The sequence below is a fragment of the Campylobacter sp. P0103 genome, from assembly GCF_002139545.1.
Lineage (GTDB): Bacteria > Campylobacterota > Campylobacteria > Campylobacterales > Campylobacteraceae > Campylobacter > Campylobacter devanensis.
Window position 1 is genome coordinate 183,777 of the sequence record NZ_MJKG01000001.1, and the last position, 17,600, is coordinate 201,376.

Genomic DNA, 17,600 nt, shown 5'->3' on the forward strand with positions numbered 1-17,600 from the left:
ATCCTTCTTAACTTCGTATAAGCAATATTTATTTGACTAAAGCAACTTTTAAAACTTCAGTAATATCTTCAACACCAATTATCTCCATATTATCTCTTACTTGTTGTGGGATATCTTTTAAGTCTCGGTCATAATTTTTAAGCGGTATTATTGCTTTTTTTACTCCAGCTTTATATGCAGCAATTAGTTTCTCTTTTAAGCCGCCAATTGGTAACACCTTGCCACTTAGTGTAATCTCACCAGTCATTGCTACATCGCTATAGATTGGCGTATCGCTTAAAATTGAAGCAATTACAGTAGTCATTGTTATTCCAGCACTTGGTCCATCCTTTGGCGTAGCACCCTCTGGAACATGAATATGCAAATCATAACTATCATAAACTGCCATATCTATGCCATCTTTATCTTTTTGAATTAAATTTTTTGAAATACAAATTTCACCCTTATCTATAAGGCTTTTTACAAGGCTAAAAGCTATCGTAGCAGACTCTTTCATTACATCGCCAAGCTGACCTGTAATTTGCATAGCGCCCTTACCTTTTATCTTTAATGCTTCAATTTTTAACACATCTCCACCTACGGCTGTCCAGGCTAATCCATTTGCGATACCAATCTCATTTTTGCCACTTATAACTGTGATTTCAAAAACCTTTTTATCTAGATAATTTTCTAAATTTTTAGTAGTTATAGATATCTTTTTTGTCTGTTCTCTCAATATTTCAAGCGCGGATTTACGCAAAATATCAGCTATTCTATGGCGTAAATTTCTTACCCCGCTCTCTCTGGTATAGTCGCTAATTAGTAGATTTAAAGCATCCTTTTTAATTACTACTTCGCTACTTTTTAACCCATGTTTTTTAAGCTCATTAGGCCATAAATATCTCTTTGCTATCTCAAATTTTTCTTGTGGCGTATAGCTATTTAGCCAGATAAATTCCATTCTATCACGAAGTGGAGCCGGTATAGCACTAGCATCATTTGCTGTTGCTATAAATATTATCTTACTTAAATCTATATGAAAATTTAGATAATAATCTCTAAATTTACTATTTTGTTCAGGATCTAATATCTCAAGTAATACAGCAGTTGGATCACCCTTATATGAGCGTGCTACCTTGTCAATCTCATCTAATACTACCACTGGATTCATACTTTTGGCTTCGATTAGACCCTGAACAATTCGCCCAGGCATTGCCCCTATATATGTTCTGCGATGACCTCTTAACTCATTAACATCTTCAAGCCCACCAAGTGCAATTCGCACTAATTCCCTTTTTAAAGCATTTGAGATTGAGTTTGCTAAGCTTGTCTTACCAATTCCAGGAGGTCCTACAAAACATAAAATTGCTCCTTTATTATCTTCAAGTCCCCTACTATGCAAAAGCTCCTTAAGCCCAAAATACTCCACAATTCTGCTTTTTGGCTTTTCAAGTCCAAAATGGTCGCTATCTAACTCTTTTTGAACATCTTTTACCGTGAGTTTTTTGGTACTAAATTTACCAAATGGCATATCAAGCGCCCAGTCTAAATAGCTACTAGTCATACTAGATTCTGCACTATCAGTATGCATTTTACTTAGTTTTGAGATATTTTTTTCTATCTCTTTATAAGCATCATCACTCATAAATTTACGCCCAGCCTCAAGCTTATTTCTATACTGTGTTATTTGAGCCTCTTTATCTAAATCCATTCCTAGCTCACGCTGAATTTCTTTTAATTGCTCTTTTAAGAAATACTCTTTATTTGCCCTATCTAGCTTGGAGCTTACCTTGCTTTTTATCTCTTTTTGAAGTTTATTTGTTTCAATTTGCGCATTTAAATATTCTATGATATCTAGTATTTTTTGTTCTAAATTTAGCTGGGTAAAAAACCCATATGCTATATCCTTTTTAAGATGCAATGCACTACAAACCAAATCACAAACCCTACTAGCTTCATTGCTATCATCAATAGCACGAAGTAGATCAGGTGGAAAGAAGTGATTTAGCAAGCTTAAGCTTTTTACGCTCTCTTTTAACACATTTAGACCTGCTTCGATTTTACTTGATTCAAACTCTTCTAATCCAACGTTTTGGATTTGAGCAATTAGCGGATCGCTGCTTATATGTTGTGTAATCTTGCCACGGCTTAATCCTTGAAATAAAATTTTCACTCTGCCATCAGGCATTGCCACACGACGCATTACATTGCCAATTACTCCATATTCATAAATAGATTCAAAATCTCTCTCTCCAGAATGTGCGAGCTTAGAACACACTACCATAACCGCACTACTATCATTAATTGCCATATCTAACGCTTTTATATTTTTTTCATCACTTAAAAATATTGGCGTAATCATAAATGGGTATAAAAATAGCTCATCTTCAACTATAATAGGTAAATTTGCCAAACTCATACTCTCTCCTACTCAAATGGCGTCATATACCAAGGCAATTTGGCTTTAGTTGAATTAATATCATTTAGTGGTGAAATATCAATTCTATCTTGATAAATTGCTGCTGAATCATCTTTATCTAATCTATTGTATAGTTCATAAATATCAATATTTAAATAGTATTCAGCCAGTCTAAATTTAATCAACATAGTCTCTAATAGTGGCTTATATTGAGTATTTGGATAGTTTGTTAAGAATTCATTAATCTGCAAAATACTATCTTGAATCAACTTTTGATTGCGATTTGGCTTGCTAAATGAATCAAAATTTGCTTTTATCTTTAGATATTGGATATATTCTATGCTATCTTTTGTACCATATTTTTTGATATATTCATCTAGGTAGAAGTTAGCCATCTTATACTCTCCTTCATCTACATGAGCATTTGCCATAATTACTAAAACTTGCTCTAAATACGGGCTTGCTACATGCTCACTAGCAAATGATATATAGTGCTTATCTGCTGATTCTAGGTCTGCATCTTTGATATCATTTAAAATTTGATTATACCATTGATCTGGAGTGAGATTATATAGTTCATTATCTTTTTTTGCACCACAACCTGCTAACAAAGCCAAAGACAAAGCTAAAATAGCAGATTTGAATTTTATATTCATTAATTTTCCTTCATCTGATTAAAATTTGGTGATTATAGCAATATTTTGGTAAATTTATGCGTTATAAGAAAAAATTTTATAAATTACGCTCAAACCCTATGAATTTGGAACAAAAAATGCTACAATACGACAAACCCAATTTTTAAGGAGAGTAAAGTGAAATTTTCTGTTAAAAACCCTATCCCTGGATTTGAAAACATCAAAGAGGTTGAGATAACTAAAATTGATGATTTCTTTGTTAAAATGCAAGATGTAGATAGCAAAACATCTTTTACTATGATTAATCCATATGCGCTTCGCCCTGATTATGAGTTTGATATCCCAACTCCATACAAAAATCTACTTCAAATAGATGATAACTCTAAATTAGAGCTTTATGCGATTGTAGCTATCAGCAGTCCTATCGAAGAATCTACTGTGAATTTCTTAGCACCAGTACTTTGCAACACCACTGCTGCTACGCTAGCACAAATTGTCTTAGACAATCGCTACTATCCAAATTTCGGTCAAGCAGAAAAAATCAGCGCTTATGTCCAAAAACAATAAATCCTTGTAGTGGCTCACACGAGCCACAATATCTATGCGTTACGCCTTTTCATCTTTGGAGCTTATTTTATCAATTATTATTGTAGCTATTGCACTATCGTCGCTTCCATCAATTTTGCAAATTTCAGTTAAAAGTACAAATGATGCTATATTATCTGAGGCGGTTACAGCTAGCTATACTAAACTATCAAATATTATTGCCCATCCATGGAATGATGCTATTAGCCCTAGTTTAGCTCAGCCGATTTATTATAGTAGTGAGTTACCATTAAATTCTCTTACTAGTAGAGTAATATCTAAAATTACGCCAAATAAAATCAACACTGCCAAAAATAGCATTAATGGCTTTAATGGTGATAGTGGGTTATTAAAACCTGGAGTAGATTCAAAAAACTTATTAAATTTAGAGTATGCTATTAGTGTTGGATTTATAAATAATTTTAAATTTACTACAAATACTACAAATAATCCAACTGATGCTATTGCTATAAAGCTTACAACCAAAGCAAATACTAAGCCTATTATATTTTATAGTTATAGCTATAATATTGGCGAACCGCTAATAAGAAGCTTAATAATCCCATCGCCATGAAATTTAGCTTTATTAAATTTAACCATAAAATATCTAATTACGCCAAGTCAAATACTATTACATTTAAAAGCGCATTTAGCCTACTTGAGATGAGCTTTGTTATTGTTATTGGCGGGATTTTAGCTGGAATTATGATACAAATCTATAGCTCTTTACATACTAATTATCTACAAATATCAGCCACAAATCAACTAGAATCTACTGCTACAAATACTATGCTAATCATAAATAATTATCTTCAACAAAGCATAAAAGAGTCCATTTCCACTAGAAATGGCTCTGAAATTCAGCCACTCTATAAAAGTGCGAGCGCTAGCGAATTTATCTGGTTTAGTAAAAGCTTTGAGACGCTACAAAATAGCTCTAGCTATCATCAATGGAGTGGATTTATTGATATCTTAAATATACAAACAACAAATGACACAATCACTCTGCACTCGCCACTAAGTAAATTTGATACAAGTAAAAATGATAAAGTGTTAAACAATTTAAAACTTAACGATATTAGAATTATATTTAAAGGAAGTGATGAAATATACTCAAATACGCATAAAATCATAAGTGCCAAAGATGAACTAATAACCATCAAACGACCAAATCGCCCTATTTTTATAAGTGAAATTTACTATCTAACTCACGCTCTAATCTCGTTAAATTTGCAAAATAACACATTATATTTAAATGAATTTAAACTAAATAATTTAAATAAAACTATTCGTTCCAACCCAATTGCTCGCAATGTGAGTTCATTTAATATCAAACAAAGTGGCGCAAATATTATCTTTCAACTTTGCTTAAAAGAGTCAAACGGTATAGAACTTTGCAAAAGTAGTAGCCTATGAAAAAACAAGCAATAAATCGTTTAAAAAGTGGTTTTAGCTTGATTTTAGCAGTAGCGTTTATCATTGCTATAAGTGCCTTAGCACTAAATACCATCACGCTTAGTTCTACTGCCACTATTAGTATTAATCATCTCTACCTTCACTCTCAAGCTAAACTAATAGCCATTTCAGCTACCCAAAACGCCATTGCTCAAATTCAGCGAAATGATTTTAACCAACATTGTCCAAGTAAATTTAGTCTATTTTATCCAAATAGTAGTGATTATATTTTAAAATCTGAAGTTGTAATTATGCGCTATATAGGCGGTAAAATACCTCCAGCATGTAATGATAAAATTTGGAAAGAAATTAATGCTACCACTCCAAATATAGACGCAGCTATAATGCATACCATAGTCCAAACCAATCCAAATCTAGCTATAACTCCTATAAAAATAAGCAAAATAACCACCCAAAAGCCCTAAATAAGGATACTTATGCTAAAATAACACAAATTTTTAAAGGAGAATGCTATGAATACAAGTATAGTAGGCAGACAGTTTGAATTAACTGAATCTATCAAAAGTTATTGTGATAGCGCATTTGATGCACTTAGCAAGTATAATCTAGATATAATCTCAGCTAAAGCCATAATCTCAGCTGATGAAAGAAATGGCAAAAAAGGCTTTGATGTAGAGTTTGCTATTAACTTGGCTAAAAAAGATACAATAGTAATCCGTCAAAAAGATAAAGATTTATACGCTGCAATTGATTTAGCACTTGATAGAGCTAGCAAAGTACTTCGCAGACATCATGATAAACTAGTAACTCATAAAAATAGCGATGAACTAAAAGAGTCTAGAATCATAGTAGATGAAGTATCAATCGAAGGTGCTGATGAGATTGTACCAACTGAACTTGAATTATACAAACCAATGGAAGTTGAAGAAGCTTTAACTAAATTAAAAGATAGCGGTGCGCAATTTTATGTATTTAATGATATGGATGCTAAAATGCGTGTTTTATACAAAAGAAATGATGGTAAATTTGGCCTATATTAATCATATAAAACTTTCTAAAAAAGGGAGGTAGTCCATCTACCCCCCCCCACCCTCCTTTTTTTATTTTAATTTAATTTTATAGAGATATATAATGGAATATTGCAGCAGATGCCTGCAGACAAATACTCGCCCGGGGGTAGTTTTTAAAAATGGAGTTTGCGGTGCGTGTTTATGGGAAGAAGAGTCTAAAATAATCAACTGGAGTGCTAGAGAGAATGAGCTAAAATCAATTGCTGAGAATGCTAAGACTAAATCCAAAGGGGCATATGATTGCGTTATTGGTGTTAGTGGCGGCAAGGATTCTACATTTCAAGCATTTTATGCTAGAGATATTTTAGGGCTTAGAGTTTTACTAGTCAATTGCGAGCCGATGGATATCACGCCAATTGGAAGAGCAAATTTTGAAAATTTAAAGCGTCATGGTTTTGAGACAATATCTATAAATCCAAATAGAAATTTAGCAAAAAAGCTGATAAAAAAAGCATTTTGGGAGTATCTAAATCCCGTAAAATCTCTTGAATACACGCTTTATGCCTCAGCATATATAATTGCTGATATGTTTAATATCCCTATGATATTACAAGGTGAGAATGCTGCTCTTACCCTAGGTGCTAAAAATAACCTACAAGATAGTAGTGGAAACGCTCTAAATATCGTAAATTCAAATACTATTAAAGACAATCCAATAGAAATCTATATGGATGAAGAGACTGAACTAAAAGATCTATTTTTATACAAAGTTCCAGTAGATGAACTCACCAAAAAGGGCGTAACTGCTGTATGGCTAAATTATTATACAAACAAATGGAGTATGCAACATAATGCAAAATTTGCTATTGAGCGAGGTCTTAGCATATATCCTAAAGATGTCAATCCATATGACCTAGGTACATATCGCAGATGTTTTCAATTAGATACATATATGACCATTGTTAATCAATATTTTAAATATATTAAATTTGGATTTGGACAGTGCAGCGACCATGTAGCATATGATTTAAGAAGCAAAAACATCACTAAAGATGAAGGTAAATATCTACTTCGTGAGCTTGATGGCAAATATGGTGAATTTTATATGCAAAAGATGGCCTCTTATCTAGACTTAACACCAAGCCAAGTGTTAGAGTATTGCCAAAAATTTAGAGGCGATATGTTTGAACAATGCGAAGATGGCTGGAAGCTTAAAAACCCAATTTGGGAGCTAGAACCAATCCAAAACAAACATAATATCAAAGATATAATGAATAGACTTGGATTTTAATATAGTTTTATATTAGCTTTATTGTGGCTGTATTGCTTTATCTTTTTATTAATTTTTGATTGGCTTAGATAATTTATTTATAATCACGATGAACTAGTTTTTTAATGGCGTAAAAATCTACGCCTAAGAATCCAAGCATCAAAATTTTTACATAAAATACAGCGTAGATTTAAATTCTATGTAGATATTATTTTAATATTTGTAAATAAATTATTGAACATCTCATAATCTAAGCCAAAAATAATTCTTATCTATATTACTTATACTTTAAATTATTAAATATGAATTATGCTCATAGGGTTAGCTTCCCTATGGCAAATTTGTCTCCATAAAAAGGTAGGATATATATTAAAAATTGCATTTACTGTAATTATATTGCTTTTATATAATTCTTATCAAAGCTTATTAGCTTTTTCCAACAAAAGCATAAGCGCAATTCCTCTAAGCTACATAATTATTTACTTTTGATAATATGCTACTATTTTTTCTACCACTTTAGCTATTTTTTCTAGTGAGTCAATCTCTAAGTGTTCATTTATACTATGTGGAGAGTAGATATTTGGCCCTATTGATGCAGCTTCTAATCCATTTTGCTTAGCGACAAATACGCCGCACTCAAGCCCAGCATGAACAGCTTGAAATTTAACCTTAGGATTATTTTCTTGCATAAATTTCAAAACAACATTAGCAAATTCACCAATTTTTGGTGTCCAAGCCCCACTTCTCTCAAAAAAGCTTACCTCAAATCCTGCTAATTTTGCTAAGCTTGCAGTCTCAAATTTAAGCTTCTCTAGCCCATCTTCACTCATCGAACGAGCAAAAAACTCCAACTCTATAACGCTATCATTACTCTTAATCCTTGATAAGTTTATACTATCACGCACTATTTTTAGATTCTCATCATAGCTTCGTACTCCTTGAGAAAAGCTATTAATTAATGCTAAGATATTATCTCCAAATTCTAATATCTCCTCTCCAACGCCAAGCTCACGCACCACTACCCTATCATCACTATGTATTATCTCATCACAAATTACTATCCCTTTAGCATTTGCAGGAATTGAGTTGCTACGCTCACCGCCATTAATATCTACAATTTTGCCATTATTTTTAGCAATAAATTCAGCTAATATTTTAATTGAATTTGGAATATCCTTAATAATCTCTAGTCCGCTATGACCGCCTGGTAAATTTAAGACACTTAGTTCATAAAGCCTATTATTAGTCGGCACTTTACTAGCTTTAATCCTAGCATGTATTAGCTCACCAGCAGCACAACCTATAAACACACCATCTTCATGTTCGCTATCAAGATTTAAAAGCCTACCACTTATAATGCGCCCATTAAAGCCATTTGCACCAATCAAGCCAACCTCTTCATTAGCACTAAATAACACTTCAAGATTTTCAAATTTCTCCATCATATCCATCATAATTGCTACGCCAATTCCATTATCAGCGCCCAAGCTAGAATTTTTAGCTCGTAAAATTTTGCCATCATCTATTAACTCAATATTTGGCGCATCTCCTACACAAACCATATCATAATGTGACTGCAAGCAAATTTTTGGCTCACCTTTAATAGCGTAGATATTATCAAATTCATCAATCCTAACGCTAAATCCGCTCTTTTTAGCAAAATCAACTAGATAATCTCTAAGCTGCAAAGCATCAAAACTACAATGCGGAATAGTGCAAATTTCTTTAAATTTATCCAAGATTTCCATATTTTACTCCAAATTTTTATAAAATTATATCAAAATTAAACAAAATAATGGTAACATTATCACCATGAAAAATTTGATTATATTTGTGATTTTGGCACTATTTTTACAAGGGTGCCTTTGGATAAATAAACGGGGAATTTCAGACAAATACTACAACAGTTGTAAGGAGTATTACGATGCAGCTGGTATATATCACAAAAAGTGTGATGAGAATTTAGTAGATTGGAAAGAGATATATGAATAATAAAGCTTACGATGAGCTTTTAAAGCAAATTTTGCAGCTGCCTAGCGATAATTGTGAACTTACATTAGATGAAAGTGTGCGGATTCATATCCCAAATTTCACTAAAGAGATTAAAGAAATTGCAGTTGCGCTTAAGCCGTGGCGAAAAGGACCATTTAATCTAAATGAGCTTTTTATAGATAGTGAATGGAGAAGCTTTGTTAAGTTTAATATTTTAAAACCATATCTAAATTTAAAAGGTAAAAGTATCGCAGATGTGGGGTGTAATAACGGCTATTATATGTTTAAAATGCTCGAATTTAATCCAAAAAGTATAACCGGGTTTGACCCTAGTGAGCTAGCATTTTTGCAATTTAGTTTTATTAATCACTTTATTAAAAGCGATATTGAGTTTAAAACTGCTGGTGTAGAGAGCTTGCCTGAATGCGGAAGTAAATTTGATACAATATTTTGCCTTGGAGTTTTGTATCACAGAAGCGACCCAATAAAATGCTTAAAAGAGCTAAAATCAGCAATGAATCCAGGCGGTGAGGTATTTATAGATACAATGTACATCGAGCGTGATGATGAAATGGTACTAAGCCCTAATGGTAGCTACTCTAAAATTCCAAATATTAGCTTTATTCCAAGTGTTAAAGCTCTTAAAAACTGGTGTCAAAGGGCTAAATTTAAAAGTTTTGAAATTTTAGCTACTAAGGAAACTGACTTGTTTGAACAGCGCAAAACAGAGTGGATAGATGGGCAAAGTCTTGGTGACTTTTTAGACCCAAATGATGACTCTAAGACAATAGAAGGTTATCCAGCACCAAAAAGAATTTATATAAGATTAACTTAAGGGTATATTATGAATGAGTATGATGAGAGTTTGCAAGATATTGGATTAATTGATAGTGCTGAGATTTTTCAAGGGCTTTTAAATATACCAGCTACTATCAACTCCACTTTATGCGGCGGGATAGTAGATATGAAGCCAAACTATGCCAAAACTACGCTAATGACTAGCAATGAAATGGTTTTTGATGATGAAAAGCTAGTTCATGGTGGATTTATATTTGGTGCGGCTGAGTGGGCTGCGCATGTAGCTATAAATACGCTCCACTCTGTAACTATAGGCGCAAAAGTAAATCTATACGCACCAGCCAAAGTTGGCGATATGGTAGAATTTGAGGCGCACGCCTACTACGAAGAGTCTAAAAAGCGTGAGGTTAAGGTCATAGGCACAATCAAAGAGATTAAAATCTTTGAAGGCACCTATCAGATAGTTGTACTAGAAGAGCATATATTTAGACTTCAGCAACGTAAAATGACAAGCGATGAATCGCAACAATAAGGCTAGTATTAACAAATCTTGATTTGTTAATAAATTTAATCCATCTTATATAGGCGCAAAAGGCTAAATTGCCTGCGCCCATCTAATTAGCGAATTTCTCTCAGCATCTAAGCTTGTTGGTTCACCATGCCCTGGGTAAATTTTATAATTTTTTAACTCTACAGCATGTTTTAGACTCTGTCTCATTAATTTACCATCACTAAAAGGAAAATCATACCGACCAATTGAATTTTTAAATATAAAATCCCCGCTAAACATCACATCACCAGCCGTTATTACACTACATCCTGGAGTATGCCCTGGGAAATGGAAAAAGGCAAATTTAACTCCACTAAAATCAAACTCTTCTCCATCGCTTACTAAAATATCAGGGTTAAATTTATCCTGCAAAAGTCCAAACGGGTCATTTTGACACAAAAATGCATCATCTTTAGGTATATAAATATCCACACCAAATTTTGCTTTAATAGCATCACAATCATAAACATGGTCAAAATGTCCATGCGTACAAAATACCGCTAATGGATTTTTGCACACACGCTCAATCCACTCTAGCGCACCATCGCCTGGATCGATTATAATCTCTCCATCACTTAAAACTACTACATAACAATTGGTTCCATAAATTCCAAAAGCTCTTGAAATAATCTGCATTTTTACTACCTTTTTTAAGTTTTTTTTCTAATATTCTAAGATAGATTTTACCATAATCTAGATATAATTTTGTATTATTTTTAATGGATGATATTAGTGGAAAATTTTAAATTATTAGAAAATAAGCTTCTAAATTTTCTTGATTCTTACCTAAAAAGCTCTGGTGCTAAGGGTTTTGTCCTTGGACTAAGTGGCGGCTTAGACTCTGCGGTTGTGGCTACACTTTGTACCAAAGTCGCTCCTACAAAAGCACTCATAATGCCAACTTCTAGCTCAAATAAAGCAAATTTAAACGATGCTTTAGAGCTATCTAGTAAGCTAAATTTGGATTACCAAATTATTGATATTAGTGATATTTTGGCTAGTTTTTTACCTTTTAGTGATACAAATGATAAGCTAAGAGTTGGAAATATTGCTGCTAGAATCCGCATGATTTTACTCTACGATCACTCTAGTTTGCTTAATGCACTTGTTGTTGGTACAACAAATAAAAGCGAGAAAATGCTAGGATATGGTACGATTTATGGCGATATGGCGTGCGCACTAAATCCACTAGCAAATATCTATAAAAGCGATCTCTTTGAATTTGCGAGCTACCTTGGTGTTAATCACAAAATCATAGCCAAAGCTCCAAGTGCCGATCTATGGCAAAATCAAAGCGATGAAAGTGATATCGGATATAGCTATAAAGAGATTGATAAACTGCTAAAAGCTATAGAAAATGGCGAAGATTTATCTAAATTTGATAGCGACTTTAAAAATAAAATAACTGCTAGAATCACCAAAAATAGCTTCAAGCAAAAACTACCAGCAACACCAAATATATAAAATTAGGAGATTTGATGAGAGATATACCATTTTTTCGCCCGTTAATTACCGATAGAGAGCATGAACTTATCAAAGAGACCTTAGAAAAAAATGCAAACTATATGGTTGAGAATTTAGAAAATAATATAAAAGATTTCTTCGGTGCCAAACACGCTATCACCACAAATAACGGCACCGCCGCTATACACCTAAGCTTATGTGCGATGGATTTAAAGCGTGGAGATAAGATCATCTGCTCTGTTAATGCCTTTCCTAGTATCGCTCAAGTCATTAGGCATTTTGACGCTGAGCCGATCTTTGTCGATATAAATGAAGATGATTTTAATATAGACCCAAATGAACTAGAAAAAATCCTAAAAACTCAAAAACACAAAAAATTAAAAGCCGCATTTATAACCCATGTAGCTGGTCAGAGTGCTGATATGGATGCTATATACGCCCTTGCTAATGAGTATGATATAAAGATTATTGATGATGCTAGTAGAGCGATGGGCGCTACATATAAAGGCAAATTAATAGGCAATATGAGCTCATATATGTCTTGTTTTCAGATCAATCCCCAAGTCCAACACGCAGTAGCAACAACTGGTATTATAGTTACAAATGATGATGAGATGGCTAGTCGTGCTAGACTAATTCGAAACCACGCTATAATAAATGATAGTTTTGATAAAGATGGCAATCTAGGATATATGTATGATGTAATTGATATTGGGCAAAAATATGATCTAAATTCACTCTGTGCCGCATATGGAATTGCTCAGTTTGAAAAACTTGGAATGTTTATCGCACGCCGCAAGGCAATTGCAGCAATATATAATGAAGAGTTAAAAAATTGCCCACATATCACTACGCCACTAGCTAAGCGAGATCACATATATAACCAATATATTATTAAAATCGATAAAAATCGTGATAGTTTTGCTAGAGAACTAAAAGAGATGGGAATTAGCACTAGCTTGCACTACCGCCCTATGCATCTATTAAGCTACTATAAGACTAAATATCACCTACGGGTAAATGACTTTCCTAAAGCGCTTAAAACCTATCAACAAATTTTATCACTGCCAATATATGCCGCACTTAGTGATGAAGAAGCGCTTTATATCTGCAATGCAGTCAAATCAGTAGCACAAAGTCGTGTTTAAACGCAAATTTCACGCTTGGCTAGAGAGATATTTTTACCAGCCAAGCGTTTTTGATATTATTGTTAGCGCCCTACTTTTACCGCTATCAGCAATTTATTATTGTATAGTTTGGATTAAATTCAAACTATCTAAGGCGCAAAAATTTCCAATCCCAATAATTAGTATTGGTAATCTAGTCCTAGGCGGAAGCGGAAAAACTCCATTAACTAAAGCAATTTTTAATGAGTTTAATCACGAATTTAAAACCTTTATAATCCTAAGAGGCTATAAAAGAGAGTCAAAAGGTATGCAAATTGTAGCACTAAATGGTAATATAAAATGTGATGTATCAACTAGTGGCGATGAGGCAATGGAATATGCTACAAATTTAAAAAATGCCAATATAATAGTCTCAAACGATCGCAAAATCGCTATTAATGAAGCCATTAATTTAGGGGCTAAGCTTATTATTTTAGATGATGGATTTGGAAAGGCTAATATTTTTAAATTTAATATTTTACTACGTCCAGCCAAAACCCCGCGACTAAATTTCACCATCCCAAGCGGAGTTTATCGCTATCCAAGTAGCTTTTATTGTCTAGCTGATTTCATCCCAAGCAGTAGCGATATAATCAAAAAAACGACTATCATAAATCCGCAGCCAAAAATGGTTTTAATGACTGCTATTGCCAACCCTTCAAGATTAGAGTTTATATTTAAAAAATGTATTGGATATGAGTTTTTTAGTGATCATCATAAATTTAATAAATTTGAGTGTGAAAGCATACTTAAAAAATATAATGCTAACTCCCTTTTAGTAACACAAAAAGACTATGTAAAAATCAAAGATTTTGGATTAAGTGTTTCAATTTTGGACTTAAAAACAACGATTTCTCCAAATTTTGCAAATAAAATCAAATTATTTATCAAAAACTACCAAAATTCAGATAAAATATATCAAACAAATCAAGAAGGAAAGATATGTTAAAAAGCAGTAGAACGGCTGAAGTCATCCTTAGTGCTTTGCCATATATCCAAAAATTTAGAGATAAAATTTTTGTTATCAAATATGGCGGAGCAGCTCAAATAGATGAGAAGTTAAAAAACAACTTCGCTAGAGATATTGTACTTTTACAGATTGTTGGCATTAAGGTTGTTTTAGTCCATGGTGGTGGCAAAACTATTAACTCATTTTTAGATAGACTTGATATTAAGAGCGAATTTATTGATGGGCTTAGGGTTACAGATGCAAACACTATGGAAGTTGTAGAGATGGCACTTAGCGGCCTAGTAAATAAAGAGATCACTAGTATGCTAAATAAGCATGGCGCAAGAGCCATAGGCGTTAGCGGCAAAGATGATAATATGCTAAGAGCTAAGGTAATGGATAATGGCAAATACGGCTTTGTAGGCGATATCACTAGCGTAGATGATAGGCTTATTAATTCTCTTTTAGATGATGGGTTGATACCAGTTATTGCGCCAATTGCTATTGGTGAAAATTACGAATCATACAATATCAACGCTGATTTGTGTGCTAGTGCGATAGCTAGTAAATTAAAAGCTAGTAAGGTTATATTTTTAAGCGATATTAGAGGCGTGTTGGATAAAGAATCAAATTTAATTGGCAAACTAGATAAAGATAGCATTGAAACACTTAAAAAAGATGCTACAATCAGCGGTGGAATGATTCCAAAAGTTGATGCTTGCTTAGAGTGTATTCAAAATGGCGTAGGTGCAGCCCACATAATAGATGGCAAAATTCCACACTCATTATTATTAGAAATTTTCACAGATGAAGGTATAGGGAGTATAATCAAATGAAACTTTTAAGCATAATTTTAAATCAATTCGAAGTAACAAATTTAGCCAAGGAGCTAGCAAATCATAAATGCGTAAGCCAAATTCACAATCTAAACCCAATAAATGCAAAATCGTGGGCAAATAAAGAACTAGCTGCTAATCAAGCAATGCTAGTTGTTGTCGGTAAATTTAAAAAAATCAAGGCTATTTTAGGTGAATTAGACCCAAAAATATGCGAATATCTCTCCATTGAAAGGTTAAGCGAGATAAATTCAAAACACCTAGAAACTCTCCAAGCACTAACTGCCCCAATGCTAGTAGGCACTAGACTTCAAAGTGGTGATGAATTAAACGAATCAGTAAATTTAGATACTGCATTGCTAAATCCAGCAGCCAAATATGGCGGATTATATGCACCAATAAATTTACCACTAATTAGTAAAAAAGAGTTTAAAAAATTAGCTAGATTAAATTATGAAGATTTTGCGCTAGAGATTATTAAAAAATTTAACTTTAATATTAGTTTGAATAAATTCAAAAAAGCACTTAGTAGATATGAGAAGTTTGATAAAAGCGCTGTTGAGATTAAAAGAGTTCATAAAGATCTATATATTAACGAGCTTTGGCATGGGCCAACTAGAGCCTTTAAAGATATGGCACTTCAACCTTTTGGAGAGCTTTTAAGCTCTATTTCTCATGGTCAAAAACAGCTAATAATGTGTGCTACTAGCGGCGATACTGGCCCAGCTACACTAAGCTCATTTGAAAATGCCAAAGATATAAAAGTTGTCTGCCTATATCCAAAGAATGGTACCAGCGAGGTTCAAAGACTTCAAATGGTAAATCAAAAAGCACCAAATTTAAAAGTAATCGGAATTGATGGCAACTTTGATGATGCTCAGCAAGCACTTAAAGAATTATTAAATGATAGTGAATTTAAAGCAGTTTTAGCTGAATTAGGCTACAATCTTAGTGCTGCAAATTCGGTCAATTTTGGCAGAATTTTATTTCAAATTATCTATCATATCTATGTCTGCGTAAGTATAAACAATAATAAAGAACCAATTGATATAATTGTTCCAAGTGGTAATTTTGGTAATGCACTTGGCGCTTACTATGCTAAAAAAATGGGTGCAAATATTGGCAGAATAAAAATTGCTTCAAATCAAAATAATATCTTAACTCAACTTTTTACCACTGGTATTTATGATTTAAATAATAAAGAGTTAATTTCAACAATCAGTCCAGCAATGGATATTTTAGTTAGTTCAAATGTTGAGAGATTGTTATTTGATAAATTTGGTGCAGTTAGAACCAAAGAGCTGATGGATAGCCTAGCAACAAATAAAAAATACGAACTAACAAACGATGAGTTAAATGCACTAAAAGCTGACTTTGATGCGGCATTTTGCACTGATGATGAGTGTATAGAAAATATCTCTAAAATGGCAAAATCAGGTATATTAATTGACCCGCATACTGCGACTTGTCTAAATTTAGTTAATGATGAAAATATAACCGTGATAACTTCAACTGCTCAATGGGTTAAATTTACTCCAAGTATGATCAAAGCGCTAAAAAATAGAACCAGCACCGATGAACTTGCTGATATGCAATTACTAGCTAGCAAATATCATGTAAAGCTTCCAAAAAGTATAATCAAACTATTTAAAGAAGAGGCTATCCATACTGATATAGTCAAAAAAAATCAGATAAAATCAAATATTATAGAGTGGATAAAACAATGATAGTAATACCTGCACGACTAGCCTCTACTAGATTTGTCAATAAGATCCTTGCTGATATCGGCGGGGTTCCTATGTTTGTTAAAACTGCTCAGTTAGCAAATAAATGCGATGATGTTGTCGTGGCTTGTGATGATGAAGATATCCTGCAAATTGCACAAAAATTTGGAATAAAAGCGATAATGACTAGTAAAGCTCATGATAGTGGCACTGATAGAATTAATGAGGCGGTCAAAAAGCTTGGATTAAAAGATGATGAGATTGTAATAAATTTACAAGCAGATGAGCCATTCTTTGAGGAGAAAAATCTAAGCAAATTTAAAGATTTTACCTCTCAAAGAATAAATGATGGTGCATTTATGACGAGTTGCTTAAAATTTGCTAGCTCAGAAGAGGCTCAAAATCCAAATTTAGTCAAGGTAATCACAGATATAAATGATTATGCTATATACTTTTCACGCTCATTAATTCCATATCCAAGAAGTCGCTGTGATCTGTATAAAGCGCATATTGGAATCTATGGTTATAGCGTTAGCACATTAGCACAGTTTTGCGCACTTACAACTAAAGAACTAGAAAACATAGAAAAGCTCGAACAGCTTCGTGCTATCTCAAGTGCTAAAAAAATTGCAATGCTAGAGATAAATAGCCAAAGCATCGGCATAGATACTATTGATGATTTACGAGTCGCTGCTAATAAATTTGGATTTAAATCTACCCTGCTATGAGTGTCATTACCAAAGAGCTAAGATCATATCCTAAGATCTATCATAAGCTACTATTATTATACATTATCATCTTAGCCGT

The 17,600-nt window shown here is 33.1% G+C and carries 19 protein-coding genes; 15 read left to right on the forward strand and 4 right to left on the reverse strand.

The window, feature by feature from the left end; genetic code table 11:
• Positions 1-28: 28 nt before the first annotated feature.
• Positions 29-2,398, reverse strand: coding sequence for an endopeptidase La (lon, locus tag CIGNP103_RS00930; protein ID WP_086241273.1), 2,370 nt, complete (start codon positions 2,396-2,398; stop codon positions 29-31).
• 8 nt (positions 2,399-2,406) lie between these two features.
• On the reverse strand, positions 2,407-3,054 hold the full coding sequence (locus CIGNP103_RS00935) for an outer membrane protein assembly factor BamD (RefSeq protein ID WP_086227963.1): 648 nt from the start codon (positions 3,052-3,054) through the stop codon (positions 2,407-2,409).
• Between the two features lie 156 nt (positions 3,055-3,210).
• Between CIGNP103_RS00935 and fliW the strand changes: the two genes are divergently transcribed.
• The 6 genes from fliW (at position 3,211) to CIGNP103_RS00965 (ending at position 7,335) form a co-directional block, all read left to right on the forward strand.
• Positions 3,211-3,600 carry a flagellar assembly protein FliW gene (gene fliW, locus CIGNP103_RS00940; RefSeq protein WP_086229044.1) on the forward strand — a complete coding sequence of 130 codons (390 nt, stop codon included), beginning with the start codon at positions 3,211-3,213 and terminating at the stop codon, positions 3,598-3,600.
• A 34-nt stretch (positions 3,601-3,634) separates the two neighbouring features.
• The gene (locus tag CIGNP103_RS00945) at positions 3,635-4,192 is read left to right on the forward strand and encodes a hypothetical protein (protein WP_086224455.1); all 558 of its coding nucleotides are present in this window, start codon (positions 3,635-3,637) and stop codon (positions 4,190-4,192) included.
• On the forward strand, positions 4,189-5,034 hold the full coding sequence (locus CIGNP103_RS00950; RefSeq protein ID WP_086268427.1) for a type II secretion system protein: 846 nt from the start codon (positions 4,189-4,191) through the stop codon (positions 5,032-5,034). Before CIGNP103_RS00945 ends, CIGNP103_RS00950 begins: the two co-directional genes overlap by 4 nt.
• Positions 5,031-5,498: a type IV pilus modification PilV family protein gene (locus tag CIGNP103_RS00955; protein WP_086268428.1), complete on the forward strand. Its 468-nt coding sequence runs from the start codon at positions 5,031-5,033 to the stop codon at positions 5,496-5,498. The genes CIGNP103_RS00950 and CIGNP103_RS00955 overlap by 4 nt, the downstream gene beginning before the upstream one ends.
• Before the next feature lie 48 nt (positions 5,499-5,546).
• On the forward strand, positions 5,547-6,074 hold the full coding sequence (gene hpf / locus CIGNP103_RS00960) for a ribosome hibernation-promoting factor, HPF/YfiA family (RefSeq protein ID WP_086227074.1): 528 nt from the start codon (positions 5,547-5,549) through the stop codon (positions 6,072-6,074).
• Between the two features lie 91 nt (positions 6,075-6,165).
• The gene (locus tag CIGNP103_RS00965; RefSeq protein WP_086268429.1) at positions 6,166-7,335 is read left to right on the forward strand and encodes an N-acetyl sugar amidotransferase; all 1,170 of its coding nucleotides are present in this window, start codon (positions 6,166-6,168) and stop codon (positions 7,333-7,335) included.
• 458 nt (positions 7,336-7,793) lie between these two features.
• On the opposite strand, the gene CIGNP103_RS00970 is transcribed toward CIGNP103_RS00965, so the two are convergent.
• The gene (locus CIGNP103_RS00970) at positions 7,794-9,062 is read right to left on the reverse strand and encodes a M20/M25/M40 family metallo-hydrolase (protein WP_086268430.1); all 1,269 of its coding nucleotides are present in this window, start codon (positions 9,060-9,062) and stop codon (positions 7,794-7,796) included.
• A gap of 64 nt (positions 9,063-9,126) precedes the next feature.
• Between CIGNP103_RS00970 and CIGNP103_RS00975 the strand changes: the two genes are divergently transcribed.
• Genes CIGNP103_RS00975 through CIGNP103_RS00985 form a run of 3 tightly spaced genes read left to right on the forward strand, consistent with a single transcriptional unit; the run spans position 9,127 to position 10,636 of the window.
• Positions 9,127-9,306, forward strand: coding sequence for a hypothetical protein (locus CIGNP103_RS00975; RefSeq protein WP_086224448.1), 180 nt, complete (start codon positions 9,127-9,129; stop codon positions 9,304-9,306).
• Positions 9,299-10,141: a tRNA 5-methoxyuridine(34)/uridine 5-oxyacetic acid(34) synthase CmoB gene (gene cmoB, locus CIGNP103_RS00980; protein WP_086268431.1), complete on the forward strand. Its 843-nt coding sequence runs from the start codon at positions 9,299-9,301 to the stop codon at positions 10,139-10,141. Before CIGNP103_RS00975 ends, cmoB begins: the two co-directional genes overlap by 8 nt.
• Positions 10,142-10,150: 9 nt before the next feature.
• Positions 10,151-10,636 (forward strand): PaaI family thioesterase, encoded by a 486-nt coding sequence (locus tag CIGNP103_RS00985; protein ID WP_086227078.1) that lies wholly within the window; start codon positions 10,151-10,153, stop codon positions 10,634-10,636.
• 63 nt (positions 10,637-10,699) lie between these two features.
• Here CIGNP103_RS00985 and CIGNP103_RS00990 read toward each other — a convergent pair whose 3' ends face one another.
• Positions 10,700-11,290 (reverse strand): MBL fold metallo-hydrolase, encoded by a 591-nt coding sequence (locus tag CIGNP103_RS00990; RefSeq protein ID WP_086268432.1) that lies wholly within the window; start codon positions 11,288-11,290, stop codon positions 10,700-10,702.
• A gap of 87 nt (positions 11,291-11,377) precedes the next feature.
• Here CIGNP103_RS00990 and CIGNP103_RS00995 point away from each other — a divergent pair, with 87 nt between their 5' ends.
• The 6 genes from CIGNP103_RS00995 to kdsB all read left to right on the forward strand — a co-directional run bounded on the left by CIGNP103_RS00995 (position 11,378) and on the right by kdsB (position 17,521).
• Positions 11,378-12,118 carry an NAD+ synthase gene (locus CIGNP103_RS00995; RefSeq protein WP_179186946.1) on the forward strand — a complete coding sequence of 247 codons (741 nt, stop codon included), beginning with the start codon at positions 11,378-11,380 and terminating at the stop codon, positions 12,116-12,118.
• A 14-nt stretch (positions 12,119-12,132) separates the two neighbouring features.
• Complete coding sequence (locus CIGNP103_RS01000; protein ID WP_086229051.1) at positions 12,133-13,266, forward strand: DegT/DnrJ/EryC1/StrS family aminotransferase; 1,134 nt, start codon at positions 12,133-12,135, stop codon at positions 13,264-13,266.
• Positions 13,259-14,233, forward strand: coding sequence for a tetraacyldisaccharide 4'-kinase (locus CIGNP103_RS01005; protein WP_086240009.1), 975 nt, complete (start codon positions 13,259-13,261; stop codon positions 14,231-14,233). Before CIGNP103_RS01000 ends, CIGNP103_RS01005 begins: the two co-directional genes overlap by 8 nt.
• Positions 14,227-15,069: an acetylglutamate kinase gene (gene argB / locus CIGNP103_RS01010; RefSeq protein WP_086241264.1), complete on the forward strand. Its 843-nt coding sequence runs from the start codon at positions 14,227-14,229 to the stop codon at positions 15,067-15,069. The genes CIGNP103_RS01005 and argB overlap by 7 nt, the downstream gene beginning before the upstream one ends.
• Before the next feature lie 290 nt (positions 15,070-15,359).
• Positions 15,360-16,796 carry a threonine synthase gene (thrC, locus tag CIGNP103_RS01015; protein ID WP_236845163.1) on the forward strand — a complete coding sequence of 479 codons (1,437 nt, stop codon included), beginning with the start codon at positions 15,360-15,362 and terminating at the stop codon, positions 16,794-16,796.
• The gene (kdsB, locus tag CIGNP103_RS01020) at positions 16,793-17,521 is read left to right on the forward strand and encodes a 3-deoxy-manno-octulosonate cytidylyltransferase (protein ID WP_086224431.1); all 729 of its coding nucleotides are present in this window, start codon (positions 16,793-16,795) and stop codon (positions 17,519-17,521) included. Before thrC ends, kdsB begins: the two co-directional genes overlap by 4 nt.
• The last annotated feature ends 79 nt before the right edge of the window (positions 17,522-17,600 follow it).

What these genes read in the sequence shown, in the direction of transcription:
- lon (WP_086241273.1), bottom strand. Translation starts at nt 2,398, where the DNA reads ATGAGTTTGGCAAATTTACCTATTATAGTTGAAGATGAGCTATTTTTA.
- CIGNP103_RS00935 (WP_086227963.1), bottom strand. Translation starts at nt 3,054, where the DNA reads ATGAATATAAAATTCAAATCTGCTATTTTAGCTTTGTCTTTGGCTTTG.
- CIGNP103_RS00945 (WP_086224455.1), top strand. Translation starts at nt 3,635, where the DNA reads ATGCGTTACGCCTTTTCATCTTTGGAGCTTATTTTATCAATTATTATT.
- CIGNP103_RS00950 (WP_086268427.1), top strand. Translation starts at nt 4,189, where the DNA reads ATGAAATTTAGCTTTATTAAATTTAACCATAAAATATCTAATTACGCC.
- CIGNP103_RS00955 (WP_086268428.1), top strand. Translation starts at nt 5,031, where the DNA reads ATGAAAAAACAAGCAATAAATCGTTTAAAAAGTGGTTTTAGCTTGATT.
- hpf (WP_086227074.1), top strand. Translation starts at nt 5,547, where the DNA reads ATGAATACAAGTATAGTAGGCAGACAGTTTGAATTAACTGAATCTATC.
- CIGNP103_RS00965 (WP_086268429.1), top strand. Translation starts at nt 6,166, where the DNA reads ATGGAATATTGCAGCAGATGCCTGCAGACAAATACTCGCCCGGGGGTA.
- CIGNP103_RS00970 (WP_086268430.1), bottom strand. Translation starts at nt 9,062, where the DNA reads ATGGAAATCTTGGATAAATTTAAAGAAATTTGCACTATTCCGCATTGT.
- CIGNP103_RS00975 (WP_086224448.1), top strand. Translation starts at nt 9,127, where the DNA reads ATGAAAAATTTGATTATATTTGTGATTTTGGCACTATTTTTACAAGGG.
- cmoB (WP_086268431.1), top strand. Translation starts at nt 9,299, where the DNA reads ATGAATAATAAAGCTTACGATGAGCTTTTAAAGCAAATTTTGCAGCTG.
- CIGNP103_RS00985 (WP_086227078.1), top strand. Translation starts at nt 10,151, where the DNA reads ATGAATGAGTATGATGAGAGTTTGCAAGATATTGGATTAATTGATAGT.
- CIGNP103_RS00990 (WP_086268432.1), bottom strand. Translation starts at nt 11,290, where the DNA reads ATGCAGATTATTTCAAGAGCTTTTGGAATTTATGGAACCAATTGTTAT.
- CIGNP103_RS00995 (WP_179186946.1), top strand. Translation starts at nt 11,378, where the DNA reads ATGATATTAGTGGAAAATTTTAAATTATTAGAAAATAAGCTTCTAAAT.
- CIGNP103_RS01000 (WP_086229051.1), top strand. Translation starts at nt 12,133, where the DNA reads ATGAGAGATATACCATTTTTTCGCCCGTTAATTACCGATAGAGAGCAT.
- argB (WP_086241264.1), top strand. Translation starts at nt 14,227, where the DNA reads ATGTTAAAAAGCAGTAGAACGGCTGAAGTCATCCTTAGTGCTTTGCCA.
- thrC (WP_236845163.1), top strand. Translation starts at nt 15,360, where the DNA reads ATGCTAGTAGGCACTAGACTTCAAAGTGGTGATGAATTAAACGAATCA.
- kdsB (WP_086224431.1), top strand. Translation starts at nt 16,793, where the DNA reads ATGATAGTAATACCTGCACGACTAGCCTCTACTAGATTTGTCAATAAG.